Here is a 14,110-nt window from a genome sequence, read left to right as displayed (position 1 = left end):
CAGGCTCGATGCTGTAGATACCAAACCGGGCTGGGCTGATGCCATGAACGCATGGAACGCGGCGGAGAGCGCCGACTTCCGTGGTCCCCTCGACGTCGCCAGGGCGGCCACCGCGGTGCTGGACGCCCAGGACCTGATCATCGGCTGGAGCCCGGCGGCCCAGCGGCTCCTCGGCTATCTGCCGGAGGAGATCGTCGGGCAGCCCCTGGAGCGGCTGATTCCGCCCGCTGTCAGGACCAAAGACGTACCGGACGACGCGCTGGGCGGCGGCCGGGAGCTCACGTTGCGGCACCGGAACGGCCGACTGGTGCGGATGGCGGCCGCCTTCTGCCCGCTCGCCAAGGTGTCCGCAGGCCCCGGCCCCCAGCCGGCCCGGGTCCTGGTGGCGGCCGAACTGGAGGCCCACCGGATGTGGGAGGCCCGCCAGGCGATGCTGCACGGGCTGGCCACCCAGTCCCCGGTGGGCCTGGGCATCTATGACACCGATCTCCGGCTGACCTGGGCGAACAGCGCGTATATCCGGGAGGTCGGGCTGCCGCTGCGGGAGTTCCTCGGTGCCCGCGCCGATGAGCTGTATCCGGGCGGCACGTTCGTGACCGAGGGGTATCCGCGCACGCTCGACGCGGTGATGCACCATGTCATCGACACCGGCGAACCGATCCTCGATCTGCACTTCGTCGGCCAGCAGCCCTCCGACCCGGGGCCCGACCACGTCTGGTCCTGCTCCTATTACCGGCTCCAGGACACCCACGGGCAGGTGCTCGGGGTGTGCGAGGACGCCTTCGACATCACCGGCCGCTACCAGGCGCAGCGGCGGCTGAACCTGCTGGTGGAGGCCGGTGCCCGGATCGGCACCACCCTCGATATGACCGCCACCGCCCGGGAGGTCAGCGAGGTGGCGGTGCCGGAGTTCGCGACCGCGGTCACCGTCGATCTGATGCAGTCCGTACTCAACGGCGACGAGCCCGACCCGGCCGGCGGTGTGCTGCCCACGCTGGTGCGGGTCGCCACCCGCTCCGCCGAGGAGGGGCCGGACGGCGCCCCGTACAGCCCGCACCGCGTCGAGTACCCGCCCGGCTCGCTCCAGTACCGCAGCCTCTCCTCGGGCGGGATGGTGCGCGAGGAGAACACCATCGTGGTGCCGCTGCGGGCCGGCGGCACCCCCATGGGACTGGTCACCTTCCGCCGTAGCGCCCCCATGACGCCCTTCGACAAGGGCGAGATCGAACTCGCCGACGAGCTGGTCACCCGGACGGCGGTGTGCCTGGACAACGCCCGCCGCTTCGCCCGGGAGCACACCGCCGCGCTGACCCTCCAGCGCGATCTGCTGCCCCAGCATCTGGCGTCCCCGTCCGCGGTCGATCTGGCCTACCGCTATCTGCCCAGCGACGACCGGGCCGGGGTGGGCGGCGACTGGTTCGACGTCATCGGCCTCTCGGGTACCCGGGTGGGTCTGGTCGTCGGGGACGTGGTGGGCCACGGCCTCCAGGCCGCGGCGACCATGGGGCGGCTGCGGACGACCGTACGCGCCCTGGCCCGGCTGGACCTGGCTCCCGACGAGCTGCTGGGCCGGCTGGACGACCTGGTGGAACAGACCGCCGAGGAGGCCGCTACGGTCGGCACGGATCTCGGCACGGACGATGTGGCGACCGGTGTGACCTGCCTCTACGCGGTCTACGATCCGGTGTCGCGGCGGTGCACCATGGCGCGGGCCGGGCATCTGCCGCCGGCCGTCGTCGACCCGGAGGGCGGTGTCTCCTTTCCGGATCTGCCGGCGGGCCCGCCCCTGGGTCTGGGGGGCCTGCCGTTCGAGTCCCTGGAGCTGGAACTGCCGGTCGGCAGTCTGCTGGCCCTGTTCACGAACGGGCTGGTCGAGGCCCGTCACCGGGATGTGGACGAGGGGCTGCGGATCCTCGGCGGGGTGCTGGGCGAGCACCGCCGTCCGCTGGACGACCTGTGTGACCACGCCCTGGCCGAGCTGCTGCCGGACGGTCCGGCCACCGATGACTCGGCGCTGCTGCTGGTGCGCACCCGCGAGCTGGATGCCCGGCAGGTGGCGGCCTGGGAGCTGCCCGCGGAGCCGGCCGCGGTGGCCAAGGCCCGTGAGCTGGCCACCCAGCAGCTGCGGGAGTGGGGCCTCGCGGAGCTGTCGTACGCGACCGAACTCGTGGTCAGCGAGCTGTTCACCAATGCCGTACGGCATGCCTCGGGGCCGCTGCATCTGCGGCTGCTGCGCGACCGGACCCTGCTGACCGAGGTGTCCGACACCGCTCATACCTCGCCCCACCTCCGGCACAGCGCCAGCGACGACGAGGGCGGGCGGGGGCTCTTCATCGTCGCGCAGCTGGTGCCGCGCTGGGGTACCCGTTACACGCCGTACGGCAAGACGATCTGGACGGAGCAGGCGTTTCCGCCGCGCTATTCCGGGGCTCCGCGGCCGGCCCGGTGACCGGCCGGCGGGCGCGGTGGCCGGGGCCGGTCCGGCGCACACCGTGCGGGTGTTCGGAGCGGGTCCCATGATGGAACCAAGCGAGGTCCCGGCGACCCGGCGGGCGCGGACAGAGGAGGTCCCTGTGACGAGCAATGGCAGGGAGCAGGCGGCCGAGCGGCGGCCGACTCAGCTGTACACCGGTAGCGAGCGGCCCTATGACCCGGAGGACCTGGTGAAGGTGTCCGGGCGCGAACCCACCCCCGAGAGCCTGGAATGGGCCAGGCGTCTGATCGCTGAGGAGGGGCCCGGCGCGATCGAGCGGTATCTGCCCTGAGCACCACCGGCTGAGCGGCGGGCGGACGCACGGAGGACGGCCTGTTCCACGCGTGGTGTGCCGGCGCGCGTCCGCAAAACCCCTTGCGACGCCCCGCGGCGCCCGGGAAGATCACCCTCCGTGACCATCGAACGCATCACCCCACCCATGCGCGCCGGCGAGCGGGAGACCCTGCGCTCCTGTCTCGACTTCCACCGGGCCACACTCGCCATGAAGACCGAGGGCCTGTCCGACGAGGACCTCAGACGACAGTCGAGCCCGCCCTCCACGCTCTCCCTGCTCGGGCTGGTGCGGCACATGGCCGAGGTGGAACGCACCTGGTTCCGCCGGGTGATCAACGGCGAGGACATCCCGCTCGTCTGGTCGGCCGAGGGCGACTTCCAGGCGGCGTACGACGCGAGCCAGGCCGATGGCGCGGAGGCGTTCGACGCCTGGCAGACGGAGGTGGCGCACGCCCGCCGCATCGAGCGGGAGGCCGCCTCGCTCGATGTGACGGGCTACCAACCGCGCTGGGGCGAGCATGTCTCCCTGCGTCTGGTGATGCTGCACCTGATCCATGAGTACGCCCGCCACAACGGCCATGCGGACTTCCTCCGCGAGGCCATCGACGGCACGGTCGGCGCCTGAGCCGGCCACACCGGCTCCCGCCCGGTGCTTGCCGGGCGGGAGCCGGTGACGGCCGTCGCGGGGTACGCCGGACGCCGTCCCTCAGCCGAGTTCGAGACTGGTGACGCCGAAGGTGCGCTCCTGCTCCGCCGGGGGCACCGGGCCGGTGTACATCCGCACGGTGTGCGACCGCGGGGTCAGCCCGCGGGAGGTCGCCAGGGTGTGCGCGGCATGCCGGGGGCCGGGGACGTCGAGAGAGATCTCGTCGGCCGGGTCGACGGACGCCGCGAGGGCGTCGAAGAGCGCTTCGGCTCCCGCGGTGGTGTCGGCGAAGAGCGGGCCGATGCGGTGACCCGTGTGGGCCGGGCGGAGCACGCCGTAGCCCGCGATCGCACCGTCGTGCAGAAAGACGCGGGCGGTGTGGCCGGGGGCCGTCAGCCAGCGGGTGACGAAGGCACGGCGGTCGGCGGGGAAGCAGCGCCGGTCGTAGTCGGCGACGGCGTCGAGATGCGCCCCGGTGACGGGGACGACGTCCGGCGTGGGAGTGCCGGGGCCGAGGGGGCGTCCGGCGTAACGAAGGGTCTCGTGGGCGGGGGCGAACCCGGCGCGCCGGTACGTCTCCAGCTGGGCGGGGACCGCGTCGAGACCCACGGTCCGGGCACCGGCGTGCGGGAGGGCGGCCCGCCAGGTGGCGAGGCCCAGGCCCTGTCCGCGGTGGTCGGGGTGGACGAGGTAGTAGCCCAGGAACGCATAGGCGTCCGAGTAGTTGACGACGGAGACCGCGGAGACGGTCCGTCCGGCGCGGCGTCCGATGAAGAAGCCGGCGGGGTCGAGGGGGTGGAAGCAGGCGGTGTCGCCGCGTCCGGGGTTCCACTCCTCGTCGGCGGCCCATTGGGCCACCTCGTGCCAGTCGTCCAACGAGGCGGTACGGACGGTGAGTTCGTCGGTGACGGGCTGTGGATCCGGAGCGTTGCCGAGAGTGGGCATGCCGGGTGTTCGTCCCTTCTGGTGGGGTCAGGGGGCGGTGAACGGGAAGCGTGTGGAGCCGGTGCCGGGTGGTGGGCGGGGCGGGCCCGCCGGAGCAGCTCCTCCGGCGGGTCCGGGCCCGGGTGCCGCCGCGGCCGGCGTCAGATCAGGTCCATGGCGGCGACCTCGTCGGGGCGGCCGTAGCTGATCGGCCCCTGGAAGCGCTGCCGGGCGGTGGCGAACCACCACACGGTGGCGATGATCAGCACCACTGCCAGCGCGATCGGCGCATAGTTGAACGAGGCCGGGGTGATCGGGTACGCCTGCGGCAGCATGAACAGCACATTGCTGATCAGGATCCAGGTCACCGCGATCGCCGCGACGGGCTTGCCGTAGCGCCCGAGGTTCCACGGCCCGGCCTGGAAGTCGTTGAGCCGCAGCCGCAGGAAGATGGGCACGGCGTAGGCGAGGAACAGCCCGACGACATTGACGCTCACCACCGCGGTGAAGGCGGTGTGCGACCACCAGCCGGGCAGCACCAGCACCAGGGGGCAGGCCGCGGCGAGCCAGACGGCCTTGACGGGGGTACGGGTGCGCGCGGAGACCGAATGCCACCAACGGGAGCCGGGCATCGCGCCGTCCCGGGAGAAGGCGAAGATCTGCCGGGTATTGCTGGTCATGTTGGCGAGGCCGCAGAACAGCATGGCGCCGATAACGATCAACAGCAGGAACTTGGCGGTGCTTTGGCCGAGCGCGTCGATGAGAATCTGCACCGGCGGCGCCTCGGCACTCACCGCATGCCCGTAGTCACGGATCGCATACACCAGCGCGAGCATGAGGATCAGCCCGGTGATCGCGGAGTAGCTGATCGCCCGCATGATGCCCTTGGGCGCGTTGACCGTTGCCTTCACCGTTTCCTCGGACATGTGGAAACTGCCGTCGAAACCGGTGAAGGTCCAGCTGGTGACGAGCAGACCCAGCATTCCGCCGTAAATCGCTTGTGTGAAGCCGGTGTTGTTGACGAAGTGCAGCGCGAACGAGGGCGACTGGTGGTGGTCGGGTATCAGGGTCAGCGCGCCGACGATCACCACCATGCCGATCAGCAGCCACCACACGGAAATCCGGTTCACCACCGCGACCAGGCGCACCGTATACGTGTTAGCCAGCGCCTGGAGGAGAAGGATGGCCGCGGTGATGGCGACCGTCTGCTGCGGTGTCGCCTCGTAGGACGGCCACTGCATGGTGAGGAACGCCTGGATGAAGGTGGCGGCGGCGAAGTTGGTGGCGGCGGTGCCGCCGACCTGGCCGACGAAGTTCAGCCAGCCCGTGTACCAGGACCAGGCGCCCTGGTGGCGCTTGGCCAGCTTGCCGGCCGAGAAGTAGAGCGCGCCGCTGGTCGGGTAGGCGGAGGCGATCTCACCCATCGCGGCACCGACGAACAGCACCATGATCGATACGCCGATCCAGCCGAAGATCAGGATCCGCGGGCCGCCGGCGTTCATCCCGAATCCGAAGGAGGAGAAGATGCCGGAAATAATGTTGATGATGGTGAAGGAAATGGCGAAGTTGTCGAACGCGCGGAACCTGCGGGTGAGTTTCCGCGGATAGCCCATGGCGTGGAGCGTGGCATCGTCATCAAGAGTGACGGGATCTGCCGTGTGGGGGTTTTGCGAGCGAGCTGGAGACGTACGCTCGGACACAACCGAAACCTTTCTGGGGGGAAGCGGGGAGGTGAATGGATCGGGCTGAGTTGTTCGCACAGGTGGTGCAGAATGGAGCGCCTCTTGCGGCAGGAAATTCATGCCACACCATGCGCACCAGCGAATCAGCCGCCATGCGGAACGGGGAGTCCGCACGAGCGCCTGGCTTTCGTCAATTGCTCCTCCGGGTCGCCGAATGCACTCCAGGGCATACGCGAGGCATAGGGCCCCATGGCGGTGAAGACTTCCCGCGCCTCGAATTCATGTTTCGCCATGAACAGCGCATGTGCCAGATACGCCAGATCCAGCACCGGGGTGAAGCGGTAACCCGCCACCCGCGGGAACCAGTGGTGGTAGATGCTCAACGCGGCGCTGATCCACTGGGGTTGCTCCCATGTGTGGTCCGCGAGCAGCGCGGACGGGTTGTAGTCCTCGACCAGCGCCACCAGCGGCAGCAGTCGCAGCGGTGAGGTGGCCGGGGCCCGTTGGCTCAGGAATGCGGCCACGTCCCAGCTCGCGCCGGACGAGCCGCCGTAGCGGGTGAAGAAGAACGACAGAAAGCGGTGGTGCGCCTCGCGGTGCCACGGGTCGAGCCGGAGGATGTGCGCGAGGAGGTACCAGGGGCCGGCCGGCGCGGTCAGCAGCCCCTGCGGGGCCGGGTCCTGGGGGCGGTCGAGGCGCGTCAGCGCCAGCTGGGCCACCCACGGGGTGGGGTCGTCGGGAAGCAGCTTGGCGGCCCGCTCGCACGCCGACTGCGCTATCCGGGCCAGGGCGCCCTGCCGGCGGTCACCGGCGTCGGCCATGCGCAGGGCCCGGAGCATCGCCACCCGGGCCCAGAGCAGCGCCGCGTCCGGCCCCGGCTCTTCGGCCAGCCAGCGCTCGGCCAGGTCCGAATCGGCGGCCACGGACGCCAGCACCAGCGACCGGTGGGCGCGCACCTCGAAATCCTCCCGGGCTTCCCGGAGAACCTCGTGCGCGCTCAAGTACCGCCCGGCCCGAACGTCCATACACGCGCGCGCCAGCGCCCGGTCATCGGCCGCTGGACTCCACACGTACTGCCCCTCGAATGAGCCGGCCGCCATGGTCCCCTCCCGGTCACGAAGGCGTCTTCCCCCACACGGCATTCCAGCTGCGCCGAATTCAGCTGGACCCCTGCCACCGGTCAAGTGACAGCGGCCACACCCTACTCATCCTCAACTCATTGCGAAAACAAGCCGCCTGGAATATCTGGTTCCGCACCTTTTAGTCTCGATGAGATTGAAAAGGAAACAACTTCTCGACCGGCCTTCGGAAGCCCTCCACTTTGCCGGTACGTTCACCACCGGCCATTTATTTGGCATATTCACAGGTTTACAGGTCCTCCACAAGTGCACCTCGCTGTTGATTACCCCTCCGTATCCCCTGCTTCCATGGCCACGGCCTCGCGCGAGCCGAAGGGGGCCGCGGAGACCATGAAGTCCCGGAGGGCGGGCCCCCGGCCCGGCCCCGTCCACACTCCCCTGGGGACCGTGCACTTGTTGAACGGAAGAGCACCCCCGGCCCCAACCCTCGGGCCCGCCACCCGCGTTGGGGCCGCGCATCACAAATTCGGCTCAAGAGCAACTGAATTAGCGGATGCTACTTTCCGGAAGCGCGCGATCACATGTAGCGTTCGTCTGGACCGGAGGCCGTGACTTCACACCACGTCATGGCTGGGTACGGGCATGGGCGCGAGCGTTCTTGCGGCGCGAACGGAGCGATCGACCCCGCTGGGCGGACCTGCACCACAAGTGCCTGGGTCGGCCACCCGCCGCACACCGGACCACGCCGCGAGCACCGCGGAAGCACCTCAGCGCCCGTGCACGTCGAGCACCGCCATGTCTGTCCGTACACGCCTGCTTTGCAAGAGGAATGGGCCCAGATCATGTTAATGAACTCCTCGACGACCCCGCTTGCGCTGCGACCGGACGCCGACTTCGGCCGGCCGCCCACGGCCGGGCCCGGCGAAGGGCCACCCCTGGCGGTCGACCGGCTCCCTGACGGCAAGTGGCAACTGACCCTGCACGACCTGGAACCCGTATCGGTACACCGGCTGCCGTCGGACGAGGTCCACATCATCCTGGCGCCCCCGCGCGCGGAACCGGCCGATGAACCACCGGCCGGCCGGCCGCGTCCGGAGCCGGTCCGGATCGACACCGCGGCCCGGACCGTCTTCGTCAGGGGCCGCCAACTCGACCTGCCACGCCTGGAATTCGACCTGCTGGCCCATCTCGTGCTGCATCCCCGGCGCGCCTTCACCCGGGAGCAGCTGATGGCCGCCGTCTGGCCCAGCTGCCAGTCCAGCAACCGCACCGTCGATGTCCACATCGCCCGGCTGCGCCGGCGTCTGGGCCCCGGCCTGCGCGACTGCATCAGCACGGTCTTCGGGATCGGATACAAGTACCAGCCCGTCCCGTAGGCCGGTCGCCACGATCGGCGCTCACGCGGCAGCGGGCCGGTGACCGGCATACACCGGTCGGTCGCCGGCCCGCTGCCGTGCGTCCTCAGGTCCCGGCAGGTGCAAAGCCGAGGTGCGCGGGGGTCGCCGCCGCGGGTTCCTTGCGGACGAAGGCCCGGCGCAGGGCGTGGTACGGCTGATCCGGGTCGAAGAAGATGCGGTGCATCTGCGCCAGTTCGAGCTCGCGGTAGGCGGCGAGCGGACGGTGCGCCTCGTCGCGTTCCCGGTCGGCCTTCTTCGCGGCGATACGGGCCTGCGTCGACGACGCCGAGGCCAGCCGGGCGGCGAGCCCCGCCGTCCGTGCGGCGAAGTCCTGCGCGGGGCAGTCGAGGATCCGGTCCACCAGGCCGAGCCGCGCCCCGGTCGCGGCGGTGATCGGCAGGGCGCGTGCGGTGAGCTGCCCGGCCACCTCGGGACCCACCCGGCCGGGGAGGGTATAGGTCCAGTATTCGGAGCCGTAGAGCCCCATCAGCCGGTAGTGGGGGTTGAGTACCACGGCCGCGCGGCACCACACCTCGTCGGCGGCGAGGGCCAGCATCGCCCCGCCGGCCGCGGCATTGCCGCCGAGCGCGGCGACCACCAGCCGGTCGGTGGTGGTCAGGACGGCGTGCACCAGATCGTCCATGGCGTTGATATTGGCCCAGGACTCCTCGGCGGGGTCGGCGGTGGCCTCGATGACGTGCAGATGGATGCCGTTGGAGAAGAAGTCCCGGCGGCCCCCGAGGACCAGCACGGAGGTCGGCCGGGCGCAGGCGTGGCGGTAGGCGGCGAGCAGCCGCTTGCAGTGGTCGGTGCTCATCGCACCGCCGGGGAAGGAGAACTCCAGGAAGCCGGCCGGGCCGTCCTCGCGGTAGCGGATATCGCTCCAGGTCCGGGGGCCGTCACCGGGGTCGAGCGGGGCGGGGACCTCGGGGAGCGGTGGGAGGCGGTCGCCCAGCGCCAGGGTGGCGGGCAGTTTGAGGGTGCCGGGCTCCCCCAGCGTGCGGGGCGGCCGCAGTTCCGGAATCCATACGGCGCCGTCGGCCGTCGCCCGGCAGATCGCGCCATCTCGGGTGGCGAGCAGTTCGCCCGGCGGGCCGGTCAGGGTGTCCTCAGGGTGACCGCCGTGCAAATGCCAGATGTCGCCGAGCAGTTCGTCCCGTACGCCGGGCTGGGAGTCGGCGGCGCGCAGCTTGCGTACGACGGTGTCGGTGGAGTCGGAGCGCCAGTCGATCCGGCGCAGGTCCTGACGGAAGGGCGGCCGGGGACGGCCGTGTTTCGCGGCCTCGGACAGCTCGGCCTGTGGTTGCGGGCGGTGGGTTCCGGACGCCACACGGGCGACGGCCGTCAGGACGGCCTCGACCGCGGCATCGGCGATCTCGTTGCGGTAGAGGTCGCTCTTGCCCACGTCGGGGACGGGGCAGTGCGCCGCGGCCCAGATGTCGCCGCCGTCCATCTCGTCGTTGGCCTGGAGCACCGTGACGCCCCACCGGTCCGCGCCCAGATGCACCGCCCAGTCCATGGAGGAGGGCCCCCGGTCGCCTACCGGCCCGGGGTGCACGATCAGACAGGTATGGGCGGACCACACCTCCCGGGGAATGGCCGTCTTGAGCATCGGTGCCACGATCAGATCCGGCGCATGGCGGCGTACGACCTCGGGGAGCGGGGTGTCCCGTGTCACCAGTTCCACGCTCACCTGGTGTCCGTGGTCACCGAGTTCGGCGTACACGCGCTGCGTCAGACTGTTGAACGCGCCGGCGATGAGCAGAATGCGCACAGCAGACTCCCCTGGAGCTGGGACCGATGGGCGGATGGCTGGATCGTCCCGCACCGGTGGCCGCCGGGCTCCGGAGCCGCGCTACGGGTCACCCGATCGACGGCCGCCGTGCGGCGCAATGCGGCTGCGATACGGCACCCGAACCGCCGGGGCGCCGGCGCGGGGCATGCCGTCAACTGATGGAGCGTCAAGTAGTTCCGCTAGTGATCATCTCGTCGGGATCCCGCCAAAGTTGGCGCACCGGCCACCCAACCCCAGCCCAGAAGATTGCCTTTAATTGACATTCGCTTGGTCATACTTTTACTTTCATTGCGTGGCATCAGCGCAGGTCAGCGCCGTGTGCCCCGTCCGTCTTCCGCACTCTCTCTCGGAGGTTCCCATGGAGCAGCTCATCAAGAAGATGGCCCAGGACAACGTCTGGCAGAACTGGCTCGCCGCCAACTCCGCTCAGCAGGCGGCGAAGAACGGCTGCATCAGCGCCGCTCCGAAGGCGGGCTGCATCAGCGCCACGCCCAAGGCCGGCTGCATCTCCTGACCCTGGCGCCACCCAGAAGCCCGGGAGCGGGCCGGTGGCGGCGAGCATCCCTGCCGCCGCCGCCCGCTCCCGGGCCTCGCGCCCCGAATTCCCCGTGTGGCACCGCTTCCCGAGCAACGACGAGGATTTCCATGGATGGTCAGCCGACCGCCGAGGTCATCGAGCAGATCCGCGACATACCGATCTACCGTGAGTCGCTGGCGAAGGGCTACTTCCCTGTACTCGACAAGCCGGAGATCGCGCGCGGCTTTCCCGACAACTGGATGACGCCCCGGCTGGCCGCGGCGCTGGAGTCCGGAGAGGCGGAGTTCGTCCTCTCCACCGGCACCCACCACGCCCGGATGCAGATCATCCGGCCCCCGTATTTCCTGCTGCGCTCCTACTACCAGCTCTGGAGCGAACACCCCGATATCGCCGAGACCTGGGAAGCCGGCTGCCGGCGGGTGTCGCTGACCACGGTGCTGGCGACGGAACATGTGGCGCGGGTCAATGCCGCCCGGCGCGGTACCACGCCGGAGCCGGTGCCCGCCCTCGATGACCGCCGGCTCGACGAGCGGACCTGCTACGTCAATCTGCGGCTGGACCCGGCACTGTGGGAGCGGGACGAGGTGGTGCGGATGCTCGCGGAGATCCGGGCCGCCCGGCAGGCGCACCCGCGCGGCTGGTACCACCTCGACTGCTCCGGCTATCACCTGGCGCATCTGGTGCGAAAGGTCGGAGAGTGGGGGCTGTGGGACGATTTCCCGCCACCCGCGAGCATCATCCACGCCTACGAATACACCCCGGAGAACGTCCGGCGTTTTCTGCACCAGCACTTCGACTGCCCCGTCATCGACCTCTTCGGCAGCACCGAGCTCGGATACCTCTACTACAGCGACCGCCGTGGCACCTACTGGCCACATCTCGACAAGATGAGTGTCGAGCTCCAGCCGGTCGCCGCCGGAAGCACCATCTACCAGCTCATCGTGTCGAGCGTGCGCAATCCCTATATGCCGCTGATCCGCTACCGCTCGGGCGATTGCGTACGGACCCTGGACGGTTCGCCCGATCCGGGAAAGATCGCCCAATTCTGCGGCCGGGAAAAGGAATTGCTCAGCACTCCGCACGGGCCGGTCGCCCAGGGCGACCTCGACCGGTGCATCGCTGAGACCTCCCCGGACATCTTCGGGTACCAGTTGCGGCTGACCGGCGATGCCGAAGCGCAGCTGAGGTATACGACGTTCCACGGCGCGCCCGTCGAACTCCCCCAGACCTCGGCGCTGGAACAGGGCATAAGTGAGCTGACCGGGCGGCGCTGCCGGCTCGCCCACCGTACGCACCTCCCCATCGGGAAGTCAGGGAAGTACGCCTGGCTCACGACCGGCAGCTGACCCACCGGACGTCTGCGTTCCCGGACGACCGCGCCCCTCGGACAGGAGAAGCATGACCAGCCAGCCGCGGATATCCGCCGATGACCTGAAGGAACTGCTCGGTGCGGCGCTGCACGCCGAAGTGGTGACGTATTTCGACGAGAAGACCGCCGCACCGCGGGAGTTCGTGGAGCGCCAGGTCACCGAGTGTCTGCGCTACCTCTACCTCGTCTCCCGGCACCACGACCGGCTCGGCGGTCTCTTCCTGCCGGTCGAGCAGGACATCGACGAGATCTGGCACTACCTCATCCTGCAGACCCGCGAATACCGGGCGCTGTGTGAGGAGCGGCTGCCGGGGCAGTTCTTCATCGAGCACCGCAGCATCGCCTACGAGGACTACCAGCAGGAGCCGGGCCGCGAGCAGGCCCTCGAAGAGGCCCTGCGCTGGATTCCGCTGTACTGCCAGGAGTTCGGCCCGTTCGACGAGGGGGCACTGCCGCACTGGACGATCGTGCGCTTCCTCCACGAGCAGATGGGCCTGTCGCTCGCGGCCATCGCGGCGCTGGAACCGATGGCGGCGACCACCTAAGGGCGCTCCCGCACCCACAGGAACCGAAAGGAATCATGAGGGACCGCAACGACGTCACGGCCGGCCACGAGGTACCCGAACAGCGGCGGATTCTGTCCGTCCTGGTGTTCTCGCAGATCCTCAGCGGCGCGGGCCTCGCCGCCGGCATCACCGTCGGAGCGCTGCTCGCCGAGGAGATGCTCGGCTCGACCGGGCTGGCCGGCGTGCCCAGTGCGCTGTTCACCGCCGGGGCCGCGCTGGGCGCCCTCGGCATCGGCCAGATCTGCCGGCGCTACGGCCGCCGCCCCGGGCTGGCGCTCGGGTACGCCGTCGGAGCGCTCGGCAGCCTCGGGGTCGTCGTGGCGGCCACCCTCGGCAGCGCCCTGCTGCTGTTCACGTCCCTGCTGGTCTATGGGGCGGGCACCGCAACGAACCTGATGGCACGCTACGCCGGGGCGGATCTGGCCTCGCCCGAGCGGCGAGGCCGGGCGGTGAGCACGGTGCTGTTCGCCACCACGCTCGGCGCGGTGGTCGGCCCCAACCTGGTGACCCTGACGGGAGAGGTCGCGCACTCCTGGGGCATCCCCCGTCTCGCCGGGCCGTTCCTGCTGGCCGTCGCCGCGTTCGGGTCGGCGGCGGTGGCCCTGGCCGCTCTACTGCGCCCCGATCCGCTGCGTCTGGCCGAGAAGTTGGCGGCTTCTCAGGCCACGGAGACCGGCGAGCGCACCGCCGAGGACACCGGCGACCAGCCGGACGCCCCTCCGCGACGGCGCGAGGTGGTCATCGGCACCACGGTCATGATCCTCACCCAGCTCGTGATGATCGCGGTCATGACGATGACGCCGGTCCATATGCAGGCGCACGGCCATGACACCCAGGCGGCCGGGCTGGTCATCGCCCTGCACGTGGGGGCGATGTTCCTGCCGTCCCCGCTCACCGGGCTGCTGGTCGACCGCGTCGGCCGGCTGTGGATCGCCGGTGCCTCCGGTCTGACCCTGGCAGCCGCCGGGATCCTGGCCGCCGCGGCCCCGCCGCACTCCGTTCCCGCCCTCGCCACGGCACTCGTACTGCTCGGGCTCGGCTGGAACTTCGGGCTGGTCAGCGGCACCGCCATCGTCACCGACGCGCTGCCGCCCGCCCGGCGCGCATCGGCCCAGGGCCTGGTGGATGTCGGTATCGCTCTCGCGGGCGCGGCCGGGGGCATGTCCTCGGGGCTGGTCGTCGTCCTGGGCGGCTATCCGGCACTGGCTCTGACGGGTGCGGTGCTCGCGCTGGCGGTCGTCCCCATGGTCGCCTGGGCGGTCCGCCGGCCCCCGCACACCGAACCCGCTCCGGCAACTTCCCCCGCGGAGCCGGAACCTAAATGAACGTCCGTTCGTCACACAGATG

General features: G+C 70.3%; 12 protein-coding genes. 8 read left to right on the top strand and 4 right to left on the bottom strand.

The window, feature by feature from the left end:
* Positions 1-43 precede the first annotated feature (43 nt).
* The 3 genes from ACZ4XD_RS29970 to ACZ4XD_RS29960 all read left to right on the top strand — a co-directional run bounded on the left by ACZ4XD_RS29970 (position 44) and on the right by ACZ4XD_RS29960 (position 3,392).
* Positions 44-2,449, top strand: coding sequence for a SpoIIE family protein phosphatase (locus ACZ4XD_RS29970; protein WP_468047150.1), 2,406 nt, complete (start codon positions 44-46; stop codon positions 2,447-2,449).
* A 124-nt stretch (positions 2,450-2,573) separates the two neighbouring features.
* Positions 2,574-2,765: a hypothetical protein gene (locus tag ACZ4XD_RS29965; protein WP_468047148.1), complete on the top strand. Its 192-nt coding sequence runs from the start codon at positions 2,574-2,576 to the stop codon at positions 2,763-2,765.
* Positions 2,766-2,885: 120 nt separating this feature from the next.
* Complete coding sequence (locus ACZ4XD_RS29960) at positions 2,886-3,392, top strand: DinB family protein (RefSeq protein ID WP_468047147.1); 507 nt, start codon at positions 2,886-2,888, stop codon at positions 3,390-3,392.
* 81 nt (positions 3,393-3,473) lie between these two features.
* Here the strand turns inward: ACZ4XD_RS29960 and ACZ4XD_RS29955 are convergent, their stop codons facing one another.
* The 3 genes from ACZ4XD_RS29955 to ACZ4XD_RS29945 form a co-directional block, all read right to left on the bottom strand.
* The gene (locus tag ACZ4XD_RS29955) at positions 3,474-4,358 is read right to left on the bottom strand and encodes a GNAT family N-acetyltransferase (protein ID WP_468047145.1); all 885 of its coding nucleotides are present in this window, start codon (positions 4,356-4,358) and stop codon (positions 3,474-3,476) included.
* A 140-nt stretch (positions 4,359-4,498) separates the two neighbouring features.
* The gene (locus ACZ4XD_RS29950; protein WP_468047144.1) at positions 4,499-5,950 is read right to left on the bottom strand and encodes an amino acid permease; all 1,452 of its coding nucleotides are present in this window, start codon (positions 5,948-5,950) and stop codon (positions 4,499-4,501) included.
* Positions 5,951-6,162: 212 nt separating this feature from the next.
* On the bottom strand, positions 6,163-7,119 hold the full coding sequence (locus tag ACZ4XD_RS29945) for a hypothetical protein (RefSeq protein WP_468047142.1): 957 nt from the start codon (positions 7,117-7,119) through the stop codon (positions 6,163-6,165).
* An 827-nt stretch (positions 7,120-7,946) separates the two neighbouring features.
* Here ACZ4XD_RS29945 and ACZ4XD_RS29940 point away from each other — a divergent pair.
* Positions 7,947-8,474, top strand: coding sequence for a winged helix-turn-helix domain-containing protein (locus ACZ4XD_RS29940; protein ID WP_468047141.1), 528 nt, complete (start codon positions 7,947-7,949; stop codon positions 8,472-8,474).
* 85 nt (positions 8,475-8,559) lie between these two features.
* Here the strand turns inward: ACZ4XD_RS29940 and ACZ4XD_RS29935 are convergent, their stop codons facing one another.
* Entirely contained in the window at positions 8,560-10,269 is a 1,710-nt protein-coding gene (locus tag ACZ4XD_RS29935; protein WP_468047139.1) for an enoyl-CoA hydratase-related protein, read from the bottom strand.
* A 379-nt stretch (positions 10,270-10,648) separates the two neighbouring features.
* On the opposite strand from ACZ4XD_RS29935, the gene ACZ4XD_RS29930 reads away from it, so the two are divergent.
* From ACZ4XD_RS29930 to ACZ4XD_RS29915, 4 genes are all read left to right on the top strand, one after another.
* Positions 10,649-10,804: a hypothetical protein gene (locus ACZ4XD_RS29930; RefSeq protein ID WP_018091721.1), complete on the top strand. Its 156-nt coding sequence runs from the start codon at positions 10,649-10,651 to the stop codon at positions 10,802-10,804.
* Positions 10,805-10,935: 131 nt separating this feature from the next.
* The gene (locus tag ACZ4XD_RS29925; protein ID WP_468047137.1) at positions 10,936-12,174 is read left to right on the top strand and encodes a hypothetical protein; all 1,239 of its coding nucleotides are present in this window, start codon (positions 10,936-10,938) and stop codon (positions 12,172-12,174) included.
* A 52-nt stretch (positions 12,175-12,226) separates the two neighbouring features.
* Positions 12,227-12,742 carry a glycine-rich domain-containing protein gene (locus tag ACZ4XD_RS29920; protein WP_042152451.1) on the top strand — a complete coding sequence of 172 codons (516 nt, stop codon included), beginning with the start codon at positions 12,227-12,229 and terminating at the stop codon, positions 12,740-12,742.
* Between the two features lie 35 nt (positions 12,743-12,777).
* Positions 12,778-14,088 (top strand): MFS transporter, encoded by a 1,311-nt coding sequence (locus tag ACZ4XD_RS29915; protein WP_468047135.1) that lies wholly within the window; start codon positions 12,778-12,780, stop codon positions 14,086-14,088.
* The last annotated feature ends 22 nt before the right edge of the window (positions 14,089-14,110 follow it).

The sequence above is a fragment of the Streptomyces sp. NPDC029466 genome, assembly GCF_055574515.1.
The sequence above is the reverse complement of the archived record's forward strand: the minus strand, read 5'-3'. Positions and strand labels throughout refer to the sequence as shown.

Excerpts from the sequence above, each read along its gene's own strand:
- ACZ4XD_RS29970 (WP_468047150.1), top strand. The coding sequence starts at position 44 with ATGAACGCATGGAACGCGGCGGAGAGCGCCGACTTCCGTGGTCCCCTC.
- ACZ4XD_RS29955 (WP_468047145.1), bottom strand. The coding sequence starts at position 4,358 with ATGCCCACTCTCGGCAACGCTCCGGATCCACAGCCCGTCACCGACGAA.
- ACZ4XD_RS29950 (WP_468047144.1), bottom strand. The coding sequence starts at position 5,950 with ATGGGCTATCCGCGGAAACTCACCCGCAGGTTCCGCGCGTTCGACAAC.
- ACZ4XD_RS29945 (WP_468047142.1), bottom strand. The coding sequence starts at position 7,119 with ATGGCGGCCGGCTCATTCGAGGGGCAGTACGTGTGGAGTCCAGCGGCC.
- ACZ4XD_RS29940 (WP_468047141.1), top strand. The coding sequence starts at position 7,947 with ATGAACTCCTCGACGACCCCGCTTGCGCTGCGACCGGACGCCGACTTC.
- ACZ4XD_RS29930 (WP_018091721.1), top strand. The coding sequence starts at position 10,649 with ATGGAGCAGCTCATCAAGAAGATGGCCCAGGACAACGTCTGGCAGAAC.
- ACZ4XD_RS29925 (WP_468047137.1), top strand. The coding sequence starts at position 10,936 with ATGGATGGTCAGCCGACCGCCGAGGTCATCGAGCAGATCCGCGACATA.
- ACZ4XD_RS29920 (WP_042152451.1), top strand. The coding sequence starts at position 12,227 with ATGACCAGCCAGCCGCGGATATCCGCCGATGACCTGAAGGAACTGCTC.
- ACZ4XD_RS29915 (WP_468047135.1), top strand. The coding sequence starts at position 12,778 with ATGAGGGACCGCAACGACGTCACGGCCGGCCACGAGGTACCCGAACAG.